The organism is Hymenobacter setariae, from assembly GCF_007713685.1.
GTDB lineage: Bacteria > Bacteroidota > Bacteroidia > Cytophagales > Hymenobacteraceae > Hymenobacter > Hymenobacter setariae.
Map to the genome: position 1 here is coordinate 829,076 of NZ_VMRJ01000002.1, position 24,314 is coordinate 853,389.

At 55.9% G+C, this 24,314-nt stretch carries 25 protein-coding genes; 6 read left to right on the top strand and 19 right to left on the bottom strand.

Annotation, left to right across the window (positions count from 1 at the left end; genetic code table 11):
- The first annotated feature begins 139 nt into the window (after positions 1 to 139).
- The 3 genes from FNT36_RS09885 to FNT36_RS09895 are packed head-to-tail and all read left to right on the top strand — an operon-like array spanning position 140 to position 1,909.
- Positions 140 to 400 (top strand): hypothetical protein, encoded by a 261-nt coding sequence (locus FNT36_RS09885; RefSeq protein WP_144846974.1) that lies wholly within the window; start codon positions 140 to 142, stop codon positions 398 to 400.
- Between the two features lie 40 nt (positions 401 to 440).
- Complete coding sequence (locus tag FNT36_RS09890; RefSeq protein ID WP_144846977.1) at positions 441 to 1,172, top strand: hypothetical protein; 732 nt, start codon at positions 441 to 443, stop codon at positions 1,170 to 1,172.
- 29 nt (positions 1,173 to 1,201) lie between these two features.
- Entirely contained in the window at positions 1,202 to 1,909 is a 708-nt protein-coding gene (locus FNT36_RS09895) for an SHOCT domain-containing protein (RefSeq protein WP_144846979.1), read from the top strand.
- A gap of 102 nt (positions 1,910 to 2,011) precedes the next feature.
- Here FNT36_RS09895 and tsf read toward each other — a convergent pair whose 3' ends face one another.
- The 9 genes from tsf to recA all read right to left on the bottom strand — a co-directional run bounded on the left by tsf (position 2,012) and on the right by recA (position 9,654).
- Positions 2,012 to 2,848 carry a translation elongation factor Ts gene (gene tsf / locus FNT36_RS09900; RefSeq protein ID WP_144846981.1) on the bottom strand — a complete coding sequence of 279 codons (837 nt, stop codon included), beginning with the start codon at positions 2,846 to 2,848 and terminating at the stop codon, positions 2,012 to 2,014.
- A 158-nt stretch (positions 2,849 to 3,006) separates the two neighbouring features.
- Positions 3,007 to 3,780, bottom strand: a complete 774-nt coding sequence (rpsB, locus tag FNT36_RS09905; protein ID WP_144846983.1) for a 30S ribosomal protein S2 — start codon at positions 3,778 to 3,780, stop codon at positions 3,007 to 3,009.
- A 21-nt stretch (positions 3,781 to 3,801) separates the two neighbouring features.
- Complete coding sequence (rpsI, locus tag FNT36_RS09910) at positions 3,802 to 4,188, bottom strand: 30S ribosomal protein S9 (RefSeq protein WP_144846985.1); 387 nt, start codon at positions 4,186 to 4,188, stop codon at positions 3,802 to 3,804.
- Between the two features lie 46 nt (positions 4,189 to 4,234).
- Positions 4,235 to 4,687: a 50S ribosomal protein L13 gene (gene rplM / locus FNT36_RS09915; protein ID WP_144846987.1), complete on the bottom strand. Its 453-nt coding sequence runs from the start codon at positions 4,685 to 4,687 to the stop codon at positions 4,235 to 4,237.
- 130 nt (positions 4,688 to 4,817) lie between these two features.
- Positions 4,818 to 5,531, bottom strand: coding sequence for an RluA family pseudouridine synthase (locus FNT36_RS09920; protein WP_144846989.1), 714 nt, complete (start codon positions 5,529 to 5,531; stop codon positions 4,818 to 4,820).
- A 35-nt stretch (positions 5,532 to 5,566) separates the two neighbouring features.
- A complete protein-coding gene (locus tag FNT36_RS09925) occupies positions 5,567 to 6,730 on the bottom strand; it encodes a sensor histidine kinase (RefSeq protein ID WP_144846991.1) in 1,164 nt (387 codons plus the stop codon).
- A gap of 30 nt (positions 6,731 to 6,760) precedes the next feature.
- Entirely contained in the window at positions 6,761 to 7,480 is a 720-nt protein-coding gene (locus tag FNT36_RS09930) for a response regulator (protein WP_233635816.1), read from the bottom strand.
- A gap of 111 nt (positions 7,481 to 7,591) precedes the next feature.
- Positions 7,592 to 8,413: a DUF3108 domain-containing protein gene (locus FNT36_RS09935; RefSeq protein WP_144846993.1), complete on the bottom strand. Its 822-nt coding sequence runs from the start codon at positions 8,411 to 8,413 to the stop codon at positions 7,592 to 7,594.
- A 152-nt stretch (positions 8,414 to 8,565) separates the two neighbouring features.
- Positions 8,566 to 9,654, bottom strand: coding sequence for a recombinase RecA (recA, locus tag FNT36_RS09940; RefSeq protein WP_144846995.1), 1,089 nt, complete (start codon positions 9,652 to 9,654; stop codon positions 8,566 to 8,568).
- Between the two features lie 452 nt (positions 9,655 to 10,106).
- On the opposite strand from recA, the gene FNT36_RS09945 reads away from it, so the two are divergent.
- Positions 10,107 to 11,078 (top strand): hypothetical protein, encoded by a 972-nt coding sequence (locus FNT36_RS09945; protein ID WP_144846997.1) that lies wholly within the window; start codon positions 10,107 to 10,109, stop codon positions 11,076 to 11,078.
- A 32-nt stretch (positions 11,079 to 11,110) separates the two neighbouring features.
- Here FNT36_RS09945 and FNT36_RS09950 read toward each other — a convergent pair whose 3' ends face one another.
- Positions 11,111 to 11,704: a GNAT family N-acetyltransferase gene (locus FNT36_RS09950; RefSeq protein WP_144846999.1), complete on the bottom strand. Its 594-nt coding sequence runs from the start codon at positions 11,702 to 11,704 to the stop codon at positions 11,111 to 11,113.
- Between the two features lie 71 nt (positions 11,705 to 11,775).
- On the opposite strand from FNT36_RS09950, the gene FNT36_RS09955 reads away from it, so the two are divergent.
- The gene (locus FNT36_RS09955; RefSeq protein WP_144847001.1) at positions 11,776 to 12,663 is read left to right on the top strand and encodes an SDR family NAD(P)-dependent oxidoreductase; all 888 of its coding nucleotides are present in this window, start codon (positions 11,776 to 11,778) and stop codon (positions 12,661 to 12,663) included.
- A 120-nt stretch (positions 12,664 to 12,783) separates the two neighbouring features.
- Here FNT36_RS09955 and FNT36_RS09960 read toward each other — a convergent pair whose 3' ends face one another.
- The 8 genes from FNT36_RS09960 to guaB all read right to left on the bottom strand — a co-directional run bounded on the left by FNT36_RS09960 (position 12,784) and on the right by guaB (position 23,002).
- Positions 12,784 to 13,200: a hypothetical protein gene (locus FNT36_RS09960; RefSeq protein ID WP_144847003.1), complete on the bottom strand. Its 417-nt coding sequence runs from the start codon at positions 13,198 to 13,200 to the stop codon at positions 12,784 to 12,786.
- Positions 13,201 to 13,283: 83 nt separating this feature from the next.
- The gene (locus FNT36_RS09965; protein WP_144847005.1) at positions 13,284 to 14,249 is read right to left on the bottom strand and encodes an AAA family ATPase; all 966 of its coding nucleotides are present in this window, start codon (positions 14,247 to 14,249) and stop codon (positions 13,284 to 13,286) included.
- A gap of 85 nt (positions 14,250 to 14,334) precedes the next feature.
- Entirely contained in the window at positions 14,335 to 15,726 is a 1,392-nt protein-coding gene (locus FNT36_RS09970) for a peptidylprolyl isomerase (RefSeq protein WP_144847007.1), read from the bottom strand.
- 122 nt (positions 15,727 to 15,848) lie between these two features.
- On the bottom strand, positions 15,849 to 18,224 hold the full coding sequence (locus FNT36_RS09975; RefSeq protein ID WP_144847009.1) for a peptidylprolyl isomerase: 2,376 nt from the start codon (positions 18,222 to 18,224) through the stop codon (positions 15,849 to 15,851).
- 192 nt (positions 18,225 to 18,416) lie between these two features.
- Positions 18,417 to 18,833, bottom strand: a complete 417-nt coding sequence (locus FNT36_RS09980) for an ATP-binding protein (RefSeq protein ID WP_144847011.1) — start codon at positions 18,831 to 18,833, stop codon at positions 18,417 to 18,419.
- A gap of 97 nt (positions 18,834 to 18,930) precedes the next feature.
- Entirely contained in the window at positions 18,931 to 19,260 is a 330-nt protein-coding gene (locus FNT36_RS09985) for an STAS domain-containing protein (protein WP_144847013.1), read from the bottom strand.
- 21 nt (positions 19,261 to 19,281) lie between these two features.
- Positions 19,282 to 21,390 (bottom strand): PP2C family protein-serine/threonine phosphatase, encoded by a 2,109-nt coding sequence (locus tag FNT36_RS09990; protein ID WP_233635817.1) that lies wholly within the window; start codon positions 21,388 to 21,390, stop codon positions 19,282 to 19,284.
- Positions 21,391 to 21,523: 133 nt separating this feature from the next.
- Positions 21,524 to 23,002 (bottom strand): IMP dehydrogenase, encoded by a 1,479-nt coding sequence (guaB, locus tag FNT36_RS09995; RefSeq protein ID WP_144847017.1) that lies wholly within the window; start codon positions 23,000 to 23,002, stop codon positions 21,524 to 21,526.
- A gap of 169 nt (positions 23,003 to 23,171) precedes the next feature.
- Here guaB and FNT36_RS10000 point away from each other — a divergent pair, with 169 nt between their 5' ends.
- Positions 23,172 to 23,351 (top strand): hypothetical protein, encoded by a 180-nt coding sequence (locus FNT36_RS10000; protein ID WP_144847019.1) that lies wholly within the window; start codon positions 23,172 to 23,174, stop codon positions 23,349 to 23,351.
- Positions 23,352 to 23,434: 83 nt separating this feature from the next.
- Here FNT36_RS10000 and FNT36_RS10005 read toward each other — a convergent pair whose 3' ends face one another.
- Positions 23,435 to 24,286 carry an FRG domain-containing protein gene (locus FNT36_RS10005; RefSeq protein ID WP_144847021.1) on the bottom strand — a complete coding sequence of 284 codons (852 nt, stop codon included), beginning with the start codon at positions 24,284 to 24,286 and terminating at the stop codon, positions 23,435 to 23,437.
- Between the last annotated feature and the right edge of the window lie 28 nt (positions 24,287 to 24,314).

Sequence of the window (24,314 nt, forward strand, 5' to 3'; positions counted from 1 at the left end):
GCGGGCGACTGGCTTGGTTTTGGTACGGCAAGGGCCCAGCTGCGGTTAACGCGCAGCTTACCTAGGCCCACTCACGTAGCCTTATCTTCGCCCCACTATTGCTTGCCGCTATAGTGAGGTTTTTCCTTCGCAAGATGCTATGCGCCACGTCGCCGATATCCCGTATCCTCAGGTCAAAATCACGCTGCTTGCCTGGAACGGCAAGTATTTACTTAAGCTAGAGCAAGGTCCCATCGAGCAAACCTATAAGGTAGCCGAGCTAGACCTGAGTGGTATCGAGCCACCCGATATCGAGATTCGGCAGCTGCTCGATGACGAGTTTCTAGCGGCAGCCGTGGCCCGCTTCCAAGCCATGCAGCAGGATATGCGCGCCGCCTTTGCCCGCCATGACCTGCGCTAGGATTCTGCGTAAACCAACCTTCTGTTCTTCCCTTCGCCTTATGCTTAAATTTTGCTTCGCTTTAATCGTCAGTCTTTTCGTGCTGTCAGCGCCCGTGCGCGCCCAACTCTACCAAGTAAGTAGCGGTGTGACTACCCACGATAAGCGCGACCGCGACGCGCTGTTGCTGCAAGTTGATGGTTCCGTTGAGACCACCCGCGAGTTTTGGCAAGATTATATGAAAGATACCTATGGCATCCGCTTCAAGAGTGGCGCGTTGGCCACCCTAGGTATCAAGGGTAAGAAAGACGAGTTAGCGGCCCAAGAGGTATCAAACGTTGGCATTTCGAGCCGGCCCATAACGCTGTATGTTAATCTGAGTGCGGTGAATGATTCGACTACTGAAATTGCCTTCTTCGGCGGTTTTGGTGATAAAACGTATTTCGAGCCTACGCGCACCGTGTCTGAGTTTAAGGGCCTGCGGAAGATTATAGACAGGTTTGCTGTTGCAGCCCGCGCCAATGCTTACCAAGTACAAGTGAAAGAGGCCGAGCGCGATGTAACGGCCGCCGACAAAGAGCAAGACAAGCTAAATCGCAGCATCCAAGCTGCCCAAAGCAACACTGCCGCCAACCTGAAACGCATCGACGAGCTAACCAATAAAAACCGTTCTAACGCGCTGCAGATGCACCAGGATAGTCTACAACTCACCACCAATGCGCAGCTGCGCGAAACGACGCGTGCCCGCCTGCAACGTCGCCGCGAGCGCCTAGCCACCGTCGATAAAAAATAACCGGCTGCCCAGCCGCTAGCTTCTTCCGCATGAATCCGTCCGATGCCAATTCAGCGCTTGCTACCCTGCGCCAGCTCAAAGAAATGCTCGACGCTGGCACGCTTACGCCCCAAGAGTTTGAGGCGCTGAAGCAAAAGCTAGTGTTTGGCCAGGAGGCCGGGCCAGTTCCCGACTTGGCTCCCGCCCCCGCCCTAGGTTCGCCGCTGTCAAGCCCCGTGCCCGCTGCCGAACCTGTAGCGCCAACTCAGGTAGAGCTACCTCCAGCGTCTGCTACGCCCCAGGGCACCGATTGGCTTACGGCAGCAGCCCCCGTCCTTGTAGAAGACACGCCGGCCAACCCTTCTATTGAGGCACCCGAGGAGCGCCGTAATCCGCTCACGCTGGTCTTCATCATCGGTGGGGCGCTCGTGTTATTAGCCACAGTCCTCTACTTGACTTTGGGTAGCAGTGCTCCCGACGAGCACCTCACCAGTACCAGCCAAACCGCTGCCGACTCGGCGCGTGTAGCTCCCGAAGTTGGCCCCCAGGCCGAGCAACTCACGCTGCCGCCCGCCGTTCCCGAAACCATACGGGTAGCGCCCGTAGTAGCGCCCGCCCCAGTAGCCAAGCCTGCGGCCACCCAGTTTCAGGCAGATTCAGCCACCGCTCCTACTACTACCAGCCCAGCAGTGACACCTGCCAAGCCAGTTGCTAAGCCTGCCCCAGCCACGACTATAGCCGCAGACACCGCTATCTAGAGCATGGCTTAAGCAGAAAAAAGCGTCTTAAATGCTTTATAAAAAAAGCCCGCTGGCGTATTGCCAGCGGGCTTTTTTTATAAAGCAACCTAGGGGCGCTAATTAAGCACCGATTGCTACACGCTTGAAGTCCGATACCGTCATGCCTTTCGACTCTTTGTCGAGCAATTGAGCGATGGTCAGCGAGTTGTCTTTTACAAATTCCTGGTTCAGAAGAGTATTCTCCTTGTAGAATTTGTTGAGTTTGCCTTGAGCGATTTTCTCCAGCATCGCCTCGGGCTTGCCTTCGGCACGTGCCTGCTCTTTGCCGATTTCGATTTCGCGCTCTACCGTAGCCGAGTCCACACCGTCTTTGTCAACAGCAACGGGCTTCATGGCCACGATTTGCATAGCCACGTCGCGGCCAATGGCGGCTACGTCGGCGCTGCCCACGTTTTTCAGGCCCACGAGTACGCCCTTCTTGTTGTCTGAGTGGATGTACGAAGCTACTTTCTCAGCGCTTAGGGTGGTGTAGGTGAGGTCGAGTTTCTCGCCGATTTTGCCAGTCAGCTCAGTGATGTGCTCCTGCACGGTGCGGCCATCTTCTTCTTTAGCAGCCAGCAGGTCTTCCTTGGTGCCCACGTTCGTTTTCACGGCCGTGTCTAGGATTTGCTGCACCAGCGTGCGGAAGTCAGCTACTTTGGCTACCGATTCGGTTTCGCAAGCGAGAGCTACCAGTTTGCCCTGGGTACCGTCGGCGCTAACGTTCACGAGCACGAGGCCTTCCGAGGTGGCGTTGTCAGCGCGCTTGTCAGCAATTTTCTGGCCCTGCTTACGCAGGATGTCGCGGGCGGCTTCAAAGTCGCCATCGGCTTCGGTCAGAGCCTTTTTGCAATCCATCATGCCCGCGCCGGTCATGGTGCGGAGCTTGTTTACGTCTGCGGCGGTGATAGCGGCCATAGTTGTAGCGCGGACGTTCAGTCCGCGAGTTGGGGGTGAATGGAGTGTTATTCCTAGGTCGTGAGCTGCAAAGCCCACGCAACTGTAAAATGAAAAAGGGAACCGCCAAGCAATTGCCTCGACCGTTCCCTTTTTGTCAAGCTATAAAAGCGAGCGGCTTAGCCTTCGTTGTCAGCTTCGGTTTTCTCCGCAATGGCAGCCTCATCGGCTTCTTTGCGGTCGGCATCCTCTTTGTCAACTTTACGCTCCGACAGGCCGTCTTCGATAGCCTTACCCATTACGTTCATAATGAGTTGGATAGACTTCGAAGCGTCGTCGTTAGCCGGAATCGGGAACTGCACCAGCTCAGGGTTCGAGTTGGTATCTACGATAGCAAATACCGGAATGCCGAGCTTTTGGGCTTCTTTCACGGCAATGTGCTCGCGCTTCACGTCTACCACAAAGAGGGCAGCGGGTAGGCGGCTCAGGTCGGCGATGCCACCCATTACGCGCTCCAGCTTCTCACGCTCGCGGGTCAGCATCAGCTTCTCACGCTTAGCAAGGGCAGCGTAGGCAGTGTTTTCTTTCACCATCTTGTCGATGGTGCTCATTTTCTTCAAGCTCTTGCGGATGGTGGCGAAGTTCGTCAGCATCCCGCCCAGCCAGCGGTCCGTTACATAGGGCATCTTGAGGCGCTGAGCCTCCGTCTGCACAATCTCTTGGGCCTGCTTTTTGGTAGCTACGAACATGATTTTACGGCCGCTCTTCGCGATGTTGCGAATAGCATTGGCAGCGTAATCAAGCGAAGCCAGCGTCTTGTTGAGGTCGATAATATGGATGCCGTTCTTCTCCATGAAGATGTACGGCGCCATTTTCGGGTCCCACTTGCGCGTGAGGTGGCCAAAGTGGGCACCTGCGTCAAGCAGCTCTTTATAAGTGGTGGACTGAGCCATGATATTCCTACGGTTAAACGATTAGCGCTTAGAGAACTGGAACGAGCGACGAGCTTTGCGCTTGCCGAACTTTTTCCGCTCGACCATGCGGGGGTCGCGGGTCACGAAACCTTCCTTGCGGAGGGCCGACTTCACTTCCGCATTGTCGCTTACCAAGGCTTTCGCGATGGCGAGGCGGATAGCCTCAGCCTGGCCGGCGATGCCGCCGCCACTCACGTTCACCTTGATGTCGTACTGGCCCACCTGCTCGAGGGTAGCCAACGGCTGGTTCACGATGTTCTCCAACAGTTCGTTGGCGAAGTAGGACTTCATGTCCCGGTTGTTGATAGTGATATTCCCTTGCCCGGCTTGCATGTATACGCGAGCCACCGAGGTTTTTCTTCTACCAGAGGTGTTAGTAGCTGCCATTTAGTGGAAAAATAATGCGGCCAAAATCGGCCGTAAAAGCAATGATTTACAGGTTCTTCAGCTCGTATACTTTGGGCTGCTGCGCCTCGTGGGGGTGCTCGCTGCCAGCGTATACGTACAGGTTGCGGAACTGCTCGGCACCTAGGCGGTTGCCTTGCAGCATGCCTTTCACAGCGTGCTCGATAGCCTTACGCGAGTCGCGGTTCATCTGCTCGCGCAGGGTGCGCTGCTTCTGGCCACCGGGGTAGCCCGAGTGCGAGATGTATACCTTCTCGGTCATTTTCTTGCCCGTTACACGCAGCTTGTCAGCGTTGATAACAATCACGTTATCGCCGCAGTCCGAGTTGGGAGTGAACGAAGGCTTGTGCTTGCCACGCAGAACGTTAGCAATTTGGCTGCACACGCGGCCCAGCGGGGCCACGCTGGCGTCGATGATAACCCAGCTTTTCTGGGCGTTGGCCTTGTTGACGTGGGTCGTCTTGAAGCTCAGGTGGTCCATGAGGATTGGTAAAAATTACCGGCTAAACAATTGACAATAAACCCCAAGCCGAACGGGCTTGGGGAAAAACGGTCACAAAGGTACGGGTTTTAAGGGAGAATAACAAGGGTGTGTCAGCTAATTGGTTGAATTAGCGATACTGCCGCAGTGTCTCAACCAGCACACGAAAGTCCTTGGGATAGGGTGCATCAACTTTAATCACCTCACCAGCTAGCCCCGTAAAGCCTAGTTCCACGGCGTGGAGCGCAAAGCGCTTGATGAATGGCTGCTCGGTCTCGCCCTCCTTGAGGTTGAATTTCTTTTTGAGTGACGACAGATAAAAATCCTCACCGCCGTAAAGATGGTCGCCCACAATAGGCGTCTGCACATACGCTAGGTGCAGGCGAATCTGGTGCATTCGGCCGGTCACAGGCTCGCACTGCACTAGGGCGTGTTGGGCGTAGGTTTCGAGAGTAGTGAAGCGCGTTTCGGCGGGCTTTCCTTTAAAGGCTAGGCGTGCTTTACCGCTCTTAGTGGTCTCGATATTGCGCTCTACCACAAACTTCTCCAGCGGAGGAGCACCGTTAGTGACAGCGTGGTAGATTTTATTCACCTCGCGGTTTTCGAACTGCATAGCGAGGTTGCGATAAGCCTCAGGATGCTTAGCCAAGGCTAGTGCGCCGCTAGTATCGCGGTCGAGGCGGTGGCCTACCTGGGCGTCGTCGGCGTACTCGCGAGCCAAGCGCAGGAGGCTAGGGGCTACGCCAATGCGCTCGTCGAGCGTGGCCAAGAAGGGCGGTTTGTTGACGACGATATAATCGTCGTTCTCAAACAAGATAAGGTCTTTGAACTTAGGTGGCTTCATGCGAAGTACAAAGGTACGACCGCTTTGGCCGCCCGTTATTTTACTTCCTTGGGCCTAGGTAGCTTGAACTCCATGGCGGTGCCCTCACCTACGACGCTCTTGATGCGAATGCTAGACTTGTGGGCTTCGACAATATGCTTGCTAATGGCCAGCCCTAGGCCAGTGCCACCCGCAGCCCGGGTACGGCTTTTCTCAACGCGATAAAACCGCTCGAACACGCGCGCCTGGTGCTCGGGGGCAATGCCCGCGCCGTTGTCGCGCACCGTCACGCGCACGCTCTCGCGGCCCACCACAAGCGACACAACGACCTGACCACCCACTTCGCGGCCATATTTAATGGCATTGTCAATCAAGTTGATGAGTACTTGGCGTATGCGATTGCGGTCGGCTACTACAGGCAGTCCGGTTTCGGGCAACTGAGCGGGGTAGAGGGTGAGGGCGGCACCTCGCTGTTGTGCCTGCTGCTCCAATAGCTCAAATATTTCCTGCACGAGGGCCGCTAGGTCGAAGCGCTGGCGGCGCATGCGCACTACCCCTTTCTCGAGCTGTGAAATAGTGACTAGGTCCTGCACCAGCGTGTCGAGGGCATCGAGGCTGCTGGCGGCTTTCTGCAAGAACTTGCGCCGAGTGGCGGGGTCCATACCGTCCTCGTCGTCTACTTCTTCGTCGAGGATAGTATGCACAAAGCCTTGTGCTGCAAAGAGTGGCGTTTTTAACTCGTGCGAAACGTCGGCCAAAAATTCACGGCGTAGCACTTGCAGTCGCTTCAACTCTTCAAACTCCTGTTGGCGACGCTCGGCCGTTTCCAGAATCTCATCGCGCAGGCGCTTGAGGGGCTCGGGGCGAAATAAAAATCGGTTGCTGAGCTTCCTGAACTCTTTGCGCTTAATGTGCTCAAGTCCAGCGTATATGCCGTTTATTTCGCGAAAAATAAGCGCCTCAAAAGCTAGGTATACCAGTAGAAAGCAGGCAGCTATGGTAACACCACCCGCTAAAAAGGCCTGCCGTACCGGCAGGCCTGGTCCTAGGTAGGCAAACGTAGTAAGAACGCTTGCTACCAGTAGGGCAATAAGCAGGGCAATCGTGCGTGAGGAAATCTCCACCGTTTTATACCGGGCCGAATGAGTGAGATAGACGAGGCGAGACAGCCAGGAAGTACTCCGCCGCAGTCCTCGTACTATCCAGCGCCATTGGCTCATAGGGGCCGCTGCGAGCTGATAGGTAGCTCGCTAGTCGGCGTTAAATTTATAGCCTACACCCTTAATAGTTTGGATGTGGTGGTCGCCCACCTTTTCGCGCACTTTGCGCACGTGCACATCCACGGTGCGGGCCAGCACAAAGACATCATTACCCCAGATGTTTTGGAGCAGTTCGTCGCGGCTAAACACCTTATGTGGTGCGGCTGCTAGGAAAGCTAGCAGTTCAAACTCTTTCTTCGGCAGGGTAATTTTGCGGCCTTCTTGGTACACGGCAAACGCCGTGCGGTCGATGCGCAGACCATTTATATCGATGGCTTCTACACCAGCGTGGGGGTCTTGGTCGCGGCGCACCACGGCGGCTAGGCGGCTCAGCAGCGCCCTAGGCTTGATGGGCTTGGCAATAAAGTCATCAGCACCTGCCTCAAAGGCGGCTACTTCCGAAAACTCCTCGGACCGGGCCGTGAGCACCATAATGTAGGTATCCTTTAAGCGGGGCTGCTCGCGAAGCAGGCGGCACGTGGCAATGCCATCGAGCTGCGGCATCATTACATCGAGCAAAATGATGTCGGGCACAAAATCTTGGGCCACAGCCAGAGCGCGGCGGCCATCGGCGGCCGAGGCAGTGAGGTAGCCTTCCTTTTTGAGGTTGAATTCAAGTAGCTCGACAATATCAGGGTCGTCGTCAACTACTAGAATTTTGTAGGTCATCGTTTTTGCTGATGCAGCCCGTGGGGCAACGGAAGCAGCCATGGCAACTGGGCGAAAGGGGGAAGGACTTTCGCAGTGCAAAAATACCCGCTAGCCACCCAGTCGCATGTTACGGTTATGTGACGCATTGCCCGGTGGCTTGATGCTAGCTACTTATTGAGCTGTTACGAGGTTGAGCTTGCTTTTCAAACCGTCGTATTTATACATGTCAACCTTCACTGACCCCACAAATAGCTCAGCCTGAAATAGTACCGGAATCTTGTTGCGGTCGTCGGATAGGTAAACCTTAATGGCGTCTTCGCCCCGAAATATCTTGTTATTGGGCAGTTTGGGCACCAGTTTTAGCGCATGCACGGTACCTGCCTTGGTTTCAACTAGCTCGCGGCCTTTGAAGGCAACTTCCAGATTGAAGGACGATTCATCGAAAAAGCCGGGCATTTTAATGACATCGCCGGGCTTCATATGTTCGTAATGTAGCGTGCGCAAATAATAGAAGCCACTCACTAACTCCTGCGCATTGTTAGGGATTTTGTAAGCAGTGCGGGTAGGATTTTCCCGGTCGTGGATTTGCACATCAGCAATATCGCGCCGATGGTCGAAGTCAACAGTTTCTTTTTTGTGGTAGCCCTTCTCAGTGATGTCGCGCGTGGCCCGCAGCGGCAGAATACTGGTGGTGTCAATATAGGAGCGCCACTGGTCGCGAATGTGCAGGAAGAAATCGAAGGAGCCCGTAGTGTGGCCGCTCACGGTAGCACGGTAGCAGGGCCGCTCGGCCACACGGTCGAGTGCGCCCGAGGTCTCAACTACTGCCTCAGCAGCGTTGATTAACCCGTAGTGTACTTTATAACGAATAGTCTCGCCGGCCTGAAAGCTTGGATTGGGCCACACGCGCACCGGCTCGGCCGAGCCAGTGGGCTGCACCCAGGCCGTGCAGGCCAGCAAAAACGGAAGAGAGAGTAACCAGCGACGGGTCATAAAGCGGATAGATGTAACGCGATACCTAGAAAATAATTACAAACAGAGTGCCAAGACAAAAATAGGATAGAAGCAATAAGCTAGCTTGCCCTAGGTCATAAAAAAAGCCCGCTACCATTCGGTAGCGGGCCTTGCTCTTAAAGTGCCGTGACTTACAGCGTATCGTCGCCGTCTTCGGGGCCACTCATATCTACAGGGATGACATCGGCATCGCCCTTGGCAAGAGTACGAATCTTAGCTTCGATTTGCTCGGCTAGCTCGGGGTTGTCGAGCAGCAAGGTCTTCACAGCCTCGCGGCCCTGGCCAATCTTGCTGTCGCCGTAGCTGAACCACGAGCCTGACTTGGCAATGATGCCCATGTCAACACCTAGGTCCACAATCTCACCTACTTTCGAAATGCCTTGGCCGTAGATGATGTCAAACTCAACTACTTTGAAGGGCGGCGCAACCTTGTTTTTCACCACTTTTACTTTGGTGCGGTTGCCGGTCACGTTGTCTTTGTCCTCCTTAATCTGGCCGATGCGGCGGATGTCGAGGCGTACCGAGGCGTAGAATTTCAGGGCGTTACCACCAGTAGTAGTTTCGGGCGAGCCGAACATAACGCCGATTTTCTCACGCAGCTGGTTGATGAAGATGCAGAGGCAGTTCGTCTTGTTGATAGTGCCGGTGAGCTTACGTAGGGCTTGGCTCATGAGGCGGGCGTGCAGACCCACTTTCGAGTCACCCATGTCACCTTCGAGTTCGCCTTTGGGCACAAGGGCTGCTACCGAGTCAATAACGATAATGTCGATAGCGCCCGAGCTGATAAGCTGGTCGGCAATCTCGAGGGCTTGCTCGCCGTTGTCGGGCTGGGCAATGAGAAGATTATCTACGTCGATACCTAGCTTCCGAGCGTAGGTGGGGTCGAAGGCGTGCTCGGCGTCGATGAAAGCCGCAATGCCACCAGCCTTCTGAGCTTCGGCAATGGCGTGCATCGTCAGCGTCGTCTTACCGCTCGATTCAGGACCGTAGATTTCAATGACCCGGCCGCGGGGCAGGCCGCCAATGCCAAGGGCAATATCCAGCGAGAGTGAACCCGTGCTGATAGCCGGAATGTCGTTGACCTTCTGGTCCGACAGCTTCATCACGGTGCCTTTGCCAAAGGCTTTGTCGAGCTTGTCCATCGTCAGCTGAAGCGCTTTGGCTTTCTCAGCGGCGGGGTTGGCGGCGTTTTTCTCGGCTTTGTCAGTTGCAACTGCCATGTCGGGGAAATTGGGTAAAAAAGTAGTTAGTTTGGTGCTTTTATCGAATTGACCTTCTTGTGCAAGGCCCGAAGAAGCGGCTGGTAAACCGTGCTTCGGCCGTTCTCAGGCGGCTTTTTCTAACACAGCGACCCTAGGTTTTGTGCCGTTGAGAGCGGAAATATATGAGGAATTTTCTAAAATTTTTGGGATGGCTTGGGGCTGTGCTAATTACGGCCAGTCCGGTGCATGCGCAACTAGATAATTCGGCATTTACTTCGCCTGCACCCGGATACTATAGGAAGTTTTATCATCTTATAGATGGTCGCGAAGAAGAATTCAAGCGTAACCGCGCCCGAACAGATTCGATTCATGCGACCGATAGTCTGCTAACAAGTCATGAAAAAGGCGACCTGCGCCTTTCTCTCAACTCCTTTACCTTCTTCAAAGATAACGAGTATTTTAACGATATCGTGCAGGGTTACACACTGTTTGGCACACAGTTAAATCCTCAGCTAGTCTATTATCCCATCAAAGACCTACGCCTCGAAGCGGGAGTATTTCTATGGAAGGATTTCGGCAATTCGCAACTCCGGCAAGTGCGCCCCACCTTCCGGGCTACCTGGACGAAAGGTAACCAACAATTCATCTTTGGTAATATTCGTCCGCACCTCAACCATAACTATATCGAGCCATTACTTGATTTTGAGCAAGTAATACTAAAGCCATTAGAAGAGGGCCTCCAATATCGCCTAAATAGTAAGCGGGTTTTCCTAGACGTGTGGGTTGATTGGCTGCGGCAGGAGTACCCCGGCTCCAACTACCAGGAGCAGATAGCCGGTGGCCTCAGCAGCAGCTTCCAGCTGACGGGCGACAATAGCCCGGTGCAAGTTTCCATTCCGCTCCAATTCACGGCGCGGCACGCAGGTGGGCAGATTGATACGCTGCATGCGCCTATCCAGACGCTGTTTAACTACGCCGGTGGCGTGGTGGCGCGCCTGCCGCTACGGGGCCGCGTATTGCAAGCCGTGCGACTGAATGCGTATGGCTTGCTATTCGACGACCACTCGATGGGCAACTACCGGCTGCCGTTTCAGAATGGCAACGGCTTGTACCTCAATGGTACGCTCGAAATGCGCTATGCCGACCTCATGCTGAGCTACTGGCAGGGGCACCGCTTCTACGCGCCCCTAGGTGGCAATTATTACCAGTCGGTGGCCGCACGCGAGGGCACGCCAGGCTACACCGACCCCGAGCGCCGGCTGCTACTGGTGCGGCTGCTGCGCGACTTCCGCATCTCGGACGCGGCGGCCGTGACGGTGCGCGTGGAGCCGGTGTATGATTTCAACGCTAAACTGCTAGATTTCTCGTTCGGCGTGTACTTCAACTTTCGGCAAGAATGGCTGCTGGGTAACGTAGGGCGCCGCGTACGGGTAGGACAATAGCGGGCCCAATCAAAGCGGCCCTAGGTGCTTGACTAGCAGCGCGCCAGCGTAAAGTGTAGGATGGCTGGCAGGGGCGGGCTTGTATCCCACAGATTGAATCGAAACCACGAGCGGCTCTCAGAGGCTGGCTCCTCGCCTAGCAGTCGAAAGCCGTGCGCACGGGCTACTTGCTGGGCCCGCACATTGTCCACGAAGCACCGGATGAGCAAGTGCGTCGCGCCTATTTGCTCAAACCCGAACCGAATGATGGCACCTAGGGCTTCGCGGGCGTAGCCGTGGCCCTCGGCCTCGGCGGCCAAGTAGTAGCCTATTTCGGCTTGCCCGCCGCGCTGGGGCATTAGGCAAATGTCGCCGAGGTAAGCCTGGGTCTGCTGGTGCCAGATGCCAAATACATAGAAGCGGCCGGTGCGCCAGTCGTGGGCGAAAGTTGCAAGCTGGCCAGGTGCCTCAGCCAGCGTGGGCACCGACCGGAGGCGGTCGGGAAATGACAGGCGCAAACGGTCGCGGCTCTCATCGAGTACCCGAAAGAATGCCGCCGCATCGCTGGCTTCGTAGGGGCGCAGGCGTAGCCGCGCCGTGTCGAGCACGCATAGTTTGGAGCCTAGGGGAGGAGAAGCAGCGAACATGGAATAATGAATAACCCTCCGGCTAGGAAGCCAGTAAAGAAGCAAACTTCTCGTTTTTTTCTTTATTTCCTATGAACAGACTACAAGGTAAAGTAGCCATCGTGACCGGAGGCGGCGCGGGCATCGGCGAGGCTATCGCCAAAAAATTTGCTAAAGAAGGTGCATCTGTGGTTGTAGCCGGCTTTCCGGAAGACCCCGTGCAGGCGGTAGTGAAGGAGATAACGGCGGCTGGTGGCCGTGCGACGGCCTTCGAAGGTGATTTATCGAGCCAAGCGGTGGCGGAGGCCTGCGTGCAAACTGCTGTAGGGCAGTTTGGGCAGCTCGATATTTTGATAAACAACGCTGGCGCTTTCCCGGCGGCTACCGAGCTTGATGAGTATCCGGTAGAAGCTTTTGAATACATGGTAAAGAATAACATCTATACTACGTTTCATATGAGCCGGGCCGCGCTACCCGAACTAAAGAAAACTCGCGGCAACATCGTAACGGCGGGCTCGGAAGCCGGGCATATGGGCGAGCCCATGAACACGCCCTACGGCGGCACTAAAGGCTTTAACCATGCCTTCACCAAGGGCATTGCCACCGAGCAAGCAAAGTATGGCGTGCGGGCCAACTGCGTAGGGCCTGGCCCTATCGACACGGCCTGGACCCACAAGGAAACCGGCCCCATGACTTCTCAAATGGAGAAGCAAACAGTAGAAGGGGTACCTATGGGCCGCCGTGGTACTACCGAAGAGGTAGCTAACGTGTACCTATTCCTAGCTTCTGATGAGGCGAGCTACGTGACGGGGGCCATCTATTTTGTGGATGGGGGCGTTACCATTTCTAAGAGCAGCTCGGGTGCCCAAGTACCCGCTGACCTTAAAAAGGAGCCGGCTGGCGAACTCGATATTCAGCACAGCAAAGACGGCCACACCGAGATACGGCACGATGATGCAGGTAAAATGGTAGGTCATTAATCGACTAAGTTGCTGAGTTGATAAGATAGAAAAAGGCCACCCTGCTGGGTGGCCTTTTTTAGTTTGCAGTAGGAACGTAGCGTTTTCAACATGCGCTTAATCCAAACGCCCTTAGTTAGTTTAGACTGCGTATTGGCGGGGGCTACCTAGAGCCTGCTGTGTGCGCATAACATTGACTTGCCGGGCAGCTTCGTTGAAATACTCTAGTCGGCGAATTAGCATCTCCTTGGTGAGGACGCGGCCTTCGGGGGTGCGCATAATGGCGTGCTTGTCGGCCAAGATGCGCTGCATGGCAGCGAGCGTTTGGTCTTCGTGGCGCATAAACTGCTGCTGAAACTCGGCTAGGCGTGCCACGCCAGTTGCCGACAGCGTGAAGTGCTCGCCCGCGCCTTGGTTAAGCACCTCGCACAGCACGTACACTTCCAGCGGCAGGCTGGTTTCGAGGGTAGTGGTGCGCAGGTCGAGGCCCGCGGCCAAGGCATCGAGAATGATGCGCACATTGCGCTCAAATTGTTGGTAGTAGGCTTGGGCTTCCATGATGGGTGCTTGGTGTCAGCTACTTATGGCCTAGGTTGGTAAAATGATTTTCGCCAAGCACTAAAGCTCTAAGCATTGCGCACTTATAATAATTCTTTCACTATTTGCTCTATCGTCACACCTTCGGCTTCGGCCTTGAAGTTGCGTACGAGGCGGTGGCGGAGAATAGGCAAAGCTACGGCCCGCACGTCTTCGATATCGGGCGAGTATTTGCCAGTGAGCAGCGCGTTGCACTTGGCAGCCACAATAAGGTACTGGCTGGCCCTAGGTCCGGCGCCCCACTCCAGGAGTTGCTTGGCGCGCGGCGCAGCGCGCTCCCCGTTGGGGCGCGTTTTGTGCACAAGGCTTACTGCGTATTCCACTACGTTATCGGCCACGGGCACGCGGCGCACCAAGGCTTGGTAGGCCTGGATATCATCGGAATGCAACACCTTGCTCACTACTGGCTTGCGGTCCGAAGTGGTGTTCTTCACGATGTTCAACTCCTCCTGGTAGCTCGGGTAGCCTAGCTCAATGTTGAACATAAAGCGGTCGAGCTGCGCTTCGGGTAGCGGGTACGTACCTTCTTGCTCAATTGGGTTTTGGGTAGCCAGCACAAAGAATGGGCGTGCCAGTGGGTAGCGTTGCCCGGCTACCGTCACGGCATATTCCTGCATGCTTTCCAGCAGCGCCGCCTGAGTCTTGGGCGGGGTGCGGTTGATTTCGTCGGCCAGAATGATATTGGAGAATATCGGCCCTTTTACAAATTGAAAGTCACGCTGCTGCGTCAGCGTTTCCGAGCCCACAATATCAGAGGGCATCAGGTCAGGCGTGAACTGAATGCGGTTGAAGGAAAGGTCGAGCGAGTCGGCAATCGTCTGGATAAGCAGCGTTTTGGCGAGCCCTGGCACTCCTACTAGCAAGCAGTGGCCTTGTGCGAACACGGCCGTGAGTACTAGCCGCACCACTTCTTCTTGCCCTACAATTACTTTCCCAATTTCTTGGCGCAGCTGCTGATAAGCACGGGTGAGCGAGTCGGCAGCTTCTTTATCGTTTTGAAATTGAGCCATTAGCTAAAATACTTCTGGTAAATGAGGTAGTGCCCCTAGGTCACTCGATACAGGAGCAAGCGACCTAGGAGCACTATAAGGTTTGTTACTCGGTGCTGGCAGTCAAAACTTTGCACGAGTCGTATTCTGGTGCTACCTCCAGGTATACGGTATTTCGGTTCTTATCGTACCACTCATCCAAGGCCCGGCTTTTCTTCTGAGCCAGCGCCGCCTGCGAAATTTTTTGATAGTCGTCGGTCAGGTTAGCTTGGTGCGGCGGAATGTTCGACTTGAGGTAGAGAATGCGCATGGCGTCCTTGCCGTCGTCGGTGCGGTAGGGGAGGGGCGGGGTGATATGGCCCACCTTCATGGTGTCGATAGTGAAGAAGATGGCCGGGTCGAGCTTATCGAGCGGGAGGCGCGAGCCGCCGTCTTGACGGTTGGCCAGCAGGCCACCGTTGGCGCTGCTCATCTTATCGTCGCTATACTCCTTGGCTGCTTTGGCAAACGAGATGCTGTCGCTCAAAATCTGGCGGCGAATCTTAGCCAGCTTAGCAGCCGAGGCGCTTACATCGGTAGTGCCAGTAGCTGGCTTCAGCAAAATGTGGCGTGTGGAGTAAGACTCACCTTTGCGCTCGATGAGCTGAATGAGGTGGAAGCCGAATTGCGACTCGACTACTGGCGATAGTTGGCCAGGCTCGAGCTTGCGGGCAGCAGCTTCATAAGGTGGCACTAGCTCGCCACGTTTAAAGAAGCCTAGGTAGCCACCTTCCACGGCAGAGCCGGGGTCTTGCGAAAACTCTTTAGCCAGTGTCTCAAATTTTTCGCCGGCCAAAATGCGAGCCCGCAGGTCGTTGAGCTTGGCGATAGCTGCCTGCTTGGCCTCATCGTTTACCTGGGCAGGTATAACTATCTGACCTACTTCTACTTCAGTGGAAAAATAAGGTACGCTATCCTTAGGTACCTTCTCGAAATACTCTTTTACTTCGCGCGGCGTCACGGCTACCTTGCCCGCAATCTTGTCTTGCATTTCCTGCTGCACCAGCTGGTCGCGCACTTGGCCGCGGAGGTCTTCCTTAAGCGCACGTACCGATTTATTGTACAGCTCTTCCAGCTTCTTCTCAGAGCCTATTTGCTGCACGAAGTAAGCCATGCGGCGGTCTAGCTCCGAATTTACCCGCTGGTCGGTTACGGTAACGGAGTCAACCTCGGCCCGTGCAAGCATGAGACGATTCAGCACCAGGCTCTGCAAAATTTTGCATTTCAAGTCGGGTGGGAGTGGCTTGCCCTGAGCACGCGCTACTTCCTGGCCATAAATATTTTCGACCTCTGAGCGCAGCACTATCTGGTTGTCTACCTTCACAATAATGCCATCTACCAGCTCTTGGCCGCGCGGGCGGCTAATGCCAAGCTGGGCCTGGCTGGTGTGCGGCACCGCTAGCAGGGAGAATAAAGCCAGAATAGCGAGCGTAGGCAGACGCTTAAGGATGAGTTGCATAAACTAAAGAGCCACAGAAGGGGCAAATGGTTGCCGGGTGTGCGGCCGTAACGCGAGTGAGCGGTAAGAAAATCCGTTTCGTTCTTGAAATTAACAAGAAGCAAAACGACAGAACTAATCTTTTATTTGGTAACCAGTTTATTGACCTCTGCCTCGTTGACTTGCACTGGATATTGCTGACGGAGTTGTTCAATCCACTGCTTTTCGAGGTAGTTCTGGTAATCGCTAGTGGCTTGGCCACGGGCATCGCTAAGGGCCTTGGGGCCAGCGGGTAACGATTGCTGTACCACAACAGCATAGTAGCGGCCATCGCGTTGCATCGTGTAGGTGCCGGCTGGGCGCGTGAGGTAGTCGTCCATCACCTTATTGTCACCCTTCTGGAACGTGCGCTGCTGAATTTGCACCGCCAATGGATTTTGAGCATTCAAGCTGGCCTCCAATACGTTCGTAGCACTACTATACAGCGCAATACGTGTGTCGCCATCAGCAGTGGCAGCGGTGGCGGGTGCTACCGATACGCGGCGGCGCTCTAGTTTACCGGTTTTCACTAGGTAGTCTACAGTGGCAGCGGCGCGCTGGCGGGCTAGGGCTGGGCTCTCGCCACGCTTGATATGGCCGGCCACAGTAGCTGTGAGGGCGGTGTCTTGGTCCATGCGCTTCGCTAGGTCGCTAAGCACGGCTGTGCCATTGGTGCTTCCTAGGGTAGCAGTACCAGGCTTGAAATGTACCAGCGCTGTGCCGGCCCGTCCAGCTACGGGGTAGCGGCGGGTAGCCAGCTCGCGCTGAGCACGAGCCAACAGCTTAGGCGTAGCGGCCGAGATAACCGTACCTCGTGCCCGCTGCCCAAACTGATAGTTGGCTTGGTGGGCTAAAAAGAACTTGCGCAACCCAGTCGTGTCCTCAATGGCCTTGCTCCACACCTTCTCATCCATGAGCTGGAACAATAGAATACCATCGCGATACTCTTTTACGAGCATGCGATAGTCTTCATATTTGGTGTCAAGGCTGTTCTTCTCAAACTCGGTTAGGCTCTGGTCTACGTACTGGTCGTAGAGCTGCTGCATAGCAAACGCCGGCTGCGCTGTAGGACGCGGGCGCTGGTTTTGCTGTACGTAGGCAAGGAAATCGCTTACTAGGTAAGGCTTGCCCTTGATAGTAAATAGCGGCTGCTTATCGCTGGCTTTGGTAGCATTTTTTGAAGGCTTGGCAGTGCTAGCCATTAGGGCCGTAGGGTTGAATTTGAAGCGTCCTTTTACCAAGGCTGTATCGGCTTGGGCAAAAGCTAGATTCTTGCCGGCTGGGTTTTCCACAAACTGGTCTTCCTGGCGAATGCGCTTCAGGAACGCCGTGCGATTCAGCTCTGAGCGTGAGTCTTTAGCTACTTTGCTTTTAAGGGTGGGCTCTAGGGTAGCGAAAGAGGGTACTGGCTGCTTCTCCACTAGCCGGATGATGTGCCAGCCATAAGGAGTTTGCACTGGGGCCGAAATGTCGCCGGGCTTTTGCAGCTTGAATGCTACCTCCTCAAACGACGGAATCATGCGGCCCGTGCCAAAGGGCGGCAGCTCGCCACCATTGGCCGCCGAGCCCGCATCTTCCGAAAACTGCGCGACAAGCTTGTTCCAGTTCTCGCCCTTGCGCAGGCGGCCGTAGAGTTCGTTGATTTTTTTATGGGCGGTAGTCGAGTCAGCCTTAGGGGCCTGCGGCGTTACGCGTACCATGAGGTGCGCCACTTTAATCTCGCCCTGGGCTGCCCGGCGGTCGTTGACCTTAATGATGTGATAGCCAAAGCGCGTGCGAATAGGCTGGCTTACCTGGCCTACCGGCGTTAGGTAAGCAGCCGTTTCAAATGGATACACCATCTGCATCGACGTGAAGTAGCCGAGTTTGCCGCCGTTTTCTTTGGCCGAGGGGTCTTCGCTGGTGTTACTCGCTACAGTGCTAAAGTCCTCGCCGCCATTCGTGACGCGCTGCCGCAGCGTATTGATTTTCTGATACGCGATAACCGTATCGGTGGGGCTGGCATCGGGGGCCACCCGAATGAGAATGTGCGAGGCATTTACCTCCTGGCTCATGCGGCTGTAGGCTTCGCGCACCAGCTGGTCGGTCACACCCTTTTCGGTGAGGTAGGGCTGGGCGAGCTGCTGCCGGTAGCCGTCGAGCTCGCGACGGAAGGCCTGCGTAGTATCAAGACCACGCTTTTCCGCATCTAGCACCTTCAGCCGGAAGTTTGTGTAAAGCGTGAGGTAGTCGGTCACGCTTTGGCGAGTGCCATAGTCGGGCGCGGTTCCGTTGTTTTTCTTGTAGACGTACCCAAACTCACTAGCCGGAACCCGGTAAGTGCCTAGCGTTTCGATAGCGGGACCACTATCCTGCTGGGCGGCAGCCGAGCCAGTGAGTGCCGTAGTCGCAGCAGCAGTGGTAGGTTTGCTGGTCTGGCAAGCAGCCAGCTGCAACAGCGTGGCGGCAGCAGCGCCGGCCAGCGGAAGGCGTAAATGCATAGAAAGAGTAAGCGGAATCAGCCCAATAAGGTCAGAAGTTTGCTCCCAACGCAATGGACACAATGCTGGTGCAATTTTACGAAGAAAAAAGCGGGGATAGGCTGAAGCGGAGAATCGAATAAAAAATGGGGAGAATAAGTGAAAGATTTTCTTCTTCCCTTATTCTCCCCACCTAGGTGATAATAGCTTACGCTAGCCAAGCGTCTTGCTCAGGTGACAGACGGTATGGGCATCGCGCTCAAAAAACTCTACCTGGTCCATGATGCGCGATACCAGGGCCATGCCCATACCACCCCGGCGGCCTTGCCGGATGTACTCGCGCATATCAGGGTTGGGAGCTACCGAAGACGGAATGAAGATGGTGTGGCCTTGGTCCTCGATTTCTATATCGAGGCGGTGCTCAGTAAGGGCCAGCATCAGGTCCAAAAATTGGTTAGCGTCCTCCCCATTGGCATGGATGATGAAGTTAGCCACTACTTCATCTACGGCTAGCACTACCTGGTTAACAATAACATCGTTGCGATGCCCTGCCATCAGAAAACTGCGCACGAAGTCGCGCACCTGCTGGAGGTTGTGGCGCGAACAAGCAATGCGAAGGTGGCTAGTCATGGACGTTGATGATTAAGAATCAGGAGTAGAGAGTAAAGAGGTAAGAGGTGACCAAATGTCCATTCTTAACTCCCGACTCTCAACTCTTAATTTCTTACTAAGCGGCTTGGGCCTCTTGCTCGGTAGGAACAATATTCATTAACGAATCGAGGCCAAGAATCTCGAATACGTTGAACACCTTCTCTTGCATGTTGAAGAATACTAATTTCACGTCGGAATCTTGCAAGCGTTGCAGGTGCGAGATAAATACCCCTAGGCCTGCCGAGGAGATATAGCTCAGACGCTGGCAATCAACGAGTACCTTACGGTAGTTTAGTATCTCTGGCTTGTTAAGCTCAGCGTCGAGCACAACAGCAGAAGAGGCATCTAGCTCACCGTCAAGAACGAGGGTGAGGGTATCGGTGGTGGTGTGCGTCGTTACTTTCATAATAGAGCCCCATACGTAGGGTTAGGTGTGGGGTTGGGCCGCTTTGAACTTGATGACGAGTAGTGTTTGGTCGTCGTGCAAGGGCTGGCCGCTGCTAAACTCCTGCACATCGTGGCGCAAGTGTTCGTTGATTTCTTCGGCCGATTGGTAAAAGCAGGCTTCTAGCATCTGGCGCAGGCGTTCCTCGCCATACTCATTGCCCTCGCCATCGCGGGCTTCCACAATGCCATCGGTGTAAATAACCATGACATCGCCGGGATTATAATCCCAAAATTGATTTTTGACGTGCTTCTCGTAGCCCGCATCGCGAATGATACCTAGGCCCAGACCCTCCGTGCGAAAGTAGCTAACTTCTTCCTTAATGGAGTGGTAATAGAGCGTGTGGCAATGCCCAGCTCGTGCAAAACTGAAGCCTCCGGCTTGGTAATCAATCAGGTAAAAGGCAGCCGTGATAAACGACGAGCGCTCTAGGCAGTGCGTGAGGGCCTCATTAGCCTGCACCATAAAGCGGTGCGGGTCGGGGTAGCGGTCGCGCTCTTTTTTGGCCAATGGGTTGGCTTGCATCAGGGCGTGGAAGATGCCTTTCATCTGGGCGGTGTGGAAAGCCGCCGTAACCCCTTTGCCCGATACGTCACCGATGAGCACTGCTAGTTTTTGGCCCGGCAAGTGCAAAAAGTCGTAGAAGTCGCCACCTACTTCCTTGGCCGCCTGGGCATAGGTGCTGATTTCAAACCAGTCGTCGGTGGGCAGGCGCTTCGGAATGAGGCGCTCCTGCACCAGTGCCGCAATGCGGAGCTCGTCTTGCGTGCGCTGATTGCTGAGCGATTCTTGCGCAAGCTGTAGGTTTTCGAGACTAAGTACCGTTTGGGCCGTGAAGGTGTGCAGAATGCTAAGAACCTCCGAGTCAAACGCGTGCGGCTCCTTGTGCAGGAGCAGCAGCGAGCCGTAATTGTGCGTGGCACTCTGCAGCGGTAGCACTGCCATAGACCCGTAAGGCGTGCTAAGGGCTTCTAGGCGCTTAGAGCGCTCTAGGTTATTATCAATCAGCTCTGGCGCGCGCAGCGTACCTGGCAGCGGCGCGAGCAGTGGCGCTAACAGGGAGATATCATCGGCGGCAAACTGATAGCGCAATGGTGTGAGCGGCGACTTAGCTAACTCGCCAGGCTGGCGCTCGGGTAGCAAGACGGCCGCATTAGCCTTAATCGTTTGAATAGCCGAGTTGAATAGCATCTGGTAGATTTCAGGCGCTGATTGGCCACGCTGAATAATCTGACTCAGGTGCTGCAAGCCCAGAATTTCGGCCCGCCGCTGCTCAAAAACTTCGGCAATTGGGAGGTTGAACAACGTAATCAGCAAACCTGCAATGGCGTAGAAGCTGGCGAAAAACGAGCTCAGTACCAAAAAAGAAAGCTGCGTAGCGGGCGCTAGTAATACAGGGTCGGCCTGGGCATTGCGCAGGTAAAACAAAAACAGCAGGGTAAAGCCTAGAATGCCCAGTTGCAGTAAGATAGCCTGCCACTTCTGCGAATTGTTGAGGTAGGCTACCCAGCGCTGGTGCCCACTTAGGTACACCCCAAACAACGCCAGCCCAATGCCTATCCCAAGCCGTAAGCCCGGTGACATCTGCCACACGAGCAATTGCATTAGCAGAGCCAGCCCTAGGGTTAGCTCAAAAACCAGCCATTCGCGCCGCAGCTTGGCGCCACCTCGAAAGCTGACCAGCGAGCGCCAAGCATAAAGCGTTTGGGCCAGAAAGATGATGAATAGGGCCAGCGCAATGGTATACACCACGGCGGTGATAATGTTGCCGGGCAAGGGGAGTGCGTGCGCCGCCGCTGCGCGGTCAACCCCGATAAGCACCATAAGGGCCACGCTAAGTGTTAGTCCTCGGCGGAAAAGCACTCGCAGCAGCCCGATAAAATTTTGGCCAACCAGCGCATCGGGCTGCACCCGCATGTAAAGAAACACGCAAGCTGCAAAGCTTCCTTGCGCTACTAGCAGCACCCAACGTGGCCAGTCGGCTGACAGGCCTGGAATGGGTTGCCCTCGGCTTAAGGTGCTGAGTAGCAGCATGAGCCAGCACAAGCCGGCAGCTACCAGAAACCAAGCAGAATGGCGAATTTTGGGCATAAGAAGCGTGAAGGTAAACCCCATCGGCGCTAATATCCCGCTATTCTCCGCTGGCCGTTGGAAAAGCAAAAATACACCTTGAGCCAGTACCAACAGCGGCGGCCTACCCTAGGGCATGCCGCCGCTGTTAGAGTTAGCGACTCGAATAATTAGGCGCTTCTCGAGTAATCTGCACATCGTGCGGGTGGCTTTCGCGTAGGCCAGCCCCCGTGATGCGTACAAACTGGGCTGCTTGCAGGGCAGGCAAATCGGCGGCACCCACGTAGCCCATGCCGGCCCGTAGGCCCCCGGCCAATTGGTACAGAACCTCATTGACATCGCCCTTGAAGGGGACCCGGCCCACAATGCCTTCGGGTACTAGTTTCTTCACGTCGTCTTCCGCATCTTGGAAGTACCGGTCCTTCGAGCCGTCTTCCATGGCCTCGACTGAACCCATGCCGCGGTAGCTCTTGTACTTGCGGCCTTCATAGATGATGAGGTCGCCGGGGGCCTCCTCGGTGCCGGCTAGCAGCGAGCCCACCATCACGGCAGCCGCGCCACCCGCGAGGGCCTTCACGATATCACCTGAAAATTTAATGCCGCCGTCGGCCACTAGTGTAATGCCAGTACCTTCCAGGCCGCGGGCAGCTTCCATCACGGCCGATAGCTGCGGCACGCCAATGCCCGCAATAATGCGAGTGGTGCAGATGGAACCGGGGCCCACACCCACCTTCACGACATCGGCGCCGGCGTCGGCCAGGGCGCGTGCTCCGGCGGCGGTGGCTACGTTGCCGGCCATCACGTCTAGGTTCGGGTATTCTTTCTTGATGAGGCGCACGGCATCGAGCACGCCCTTGCTGTGGCCGTGGGCGGTGTCAACGCTGATGAGGTCGACGCCTGCCTCGTACAGAGCAGCCACGCGCTGGAGCAAATCGGCGGTGACGCCAACGGCCGCACCTACGCGCAGGCGCCCTAGGTGGTCTTTGCTGGCGTGCGGAGCCCGGCGGCGCTTGCGAATGTCCTTGTAGGTCATCAGGCCGGTGAGGCGACCCTGCTCATCCACGAGCGGCAGCTTGTCCACCTTCTTGTCTTGCAGCATATCCTCGGCCGCGCGCTGGTCGATGCCAGCCGGGGCAGCTACTAGGCGCGAAAGCGGAACCATGATAGTCGAAACCGGCGCCGTGAAATCTTTCTCGAAGCGTAGGTCGCGGCTGGTGATGATACCTACCAGGCGGCGGTCGTCTTCGATAATCGGAATACCCCCAATGTTGTGCTGGCGCATGAGGCTACGCGCATCGGCGAGAGTGGCGGTAGGCGGCAGAGTGAAGGGGTCCTGGATGAGGGCCGACTCGGAGCGCTTGACGCGGCGCACCTGATTGGCCTGGGCCTTCACACTCATGTTCTTGTGAATGATACCTAGGCCACCCTCCTGAGCTAGCGCAATAGCCATATCGGCCTCGGTCACGGTATCCATTGCGGCCGAGATGAGGGGCAGGTGCAGCCGAATGCGGGGGGTGAGTTGGGTGCTGGGGTCGCAGTCGCGAGGCAATACCTCTGAGTAAGCGGGCAGCAGCAGTACGTCGTCGTAGGTCAGAGCCTCGAAGGCGATTTTTGGGGTGGCGGGGTCGGCCATAGCAACAGGGGGTTTAGCAGGAAAACCGTATTGCCAGACAAATATACGTCAGATTGTGCCGACGTACCCAATGCGTATTTATACTGAGGGCTCATCTTTCTGGCACGGTCTTCGTTTAGGGATATACGTTCTCGATTTTCTCCAACCTTCCCTAAACAGACTTACTATTATGTTGTCGCTCCTTTTTCGTCGGGCTCTGCCCCTCCTAGTACTTGGAAGTATCACGCTGAGCTCGTGCGTAGTGCACGAACATGACCGGGGCCGTGGCTATGGCCGCCGAGGCTACGACCGTGGCCATGGCCACGGCCACCACGACCGGGGGTATGGCTATGGCTACGGCCGCCACTAATCTCTAGGTCAATAAAATAACCTTAACTTAACGCAAAGCGCCGCTGCCTACCTAGGCAGCGGCGCTTTGCGTTGGTGGTAGCTTTAGCCTGGTAGCTCGGCGCCTTCGCCCGTAATAGGCCGGCCCTGCGCCGACGAATAGTGCCGGTGCAGCCAGCGGCTGAGGCCTCCCAGCCCTGGCATGAGCACGCGCTCGGTGATATTAGCCTGGTCGAGCTTGTCGCGTACTTCCCACTTGAGGCGCGCCGGAATGCGAATGCGAAAGAAGAGCTCGGGTCGCTCGGCCAGCCAATTATGCAGCAGGGCCTGCGGGGTGCTCATGCACGAAAACAAGGCGTACTGATGTACGATGCGCGTGTCGAGGGAAGGCGGCTCCAGAAAAAGCACGAAGGGCTCTTCCTGGAGGTCTTGCAAGGCGGGGAGCGAAGGTGCGGCGGGCGACAGCAGCTCGGAGGTGAATACGTTGGAGCCCTCACGGGCCAACACGCCTTGCAGGGCGGGGGGCAGTTGGTCGGCGGCCTTCACGTAGTTGAGCGCCCAAATAATACCGTCCTGGTGGTAAGCGTGCAGGTCGTCGGTAGCGAAGTGCAGGGCCACGTAGGGCGAGTAAGTCCAGTCGAGCAGGCGCGTGGGCAGGCCGTGGTGCTGGGCCAGCGCCAGCCAGTCCCAGACGGTGGCGCTGGGCGGTGTAGTGGTATCGCGGGCGTATTTGCGGAAGTTGCGCAGCAGGTGGTGTTCTAGCTCGTGGTAATTGCCACCTAGGCGCTGCAAGCTGGTGCTGAGCGTGTAGCCAAAGCTGCGCATGCCGCGGTACACAAACGGCGAGCGGTAGCGACCGAGGCGCGCATCCCAGGTATCGCGGAAAACCAGGTCTTGCAGATGCTGCCAGCTCTGGGCTTCAAAGTCGTTGGCGGAGTAGGAGGGAGGTGCGGGCATGGGGCTAAGGTAAAAGCACGGGCCTGCT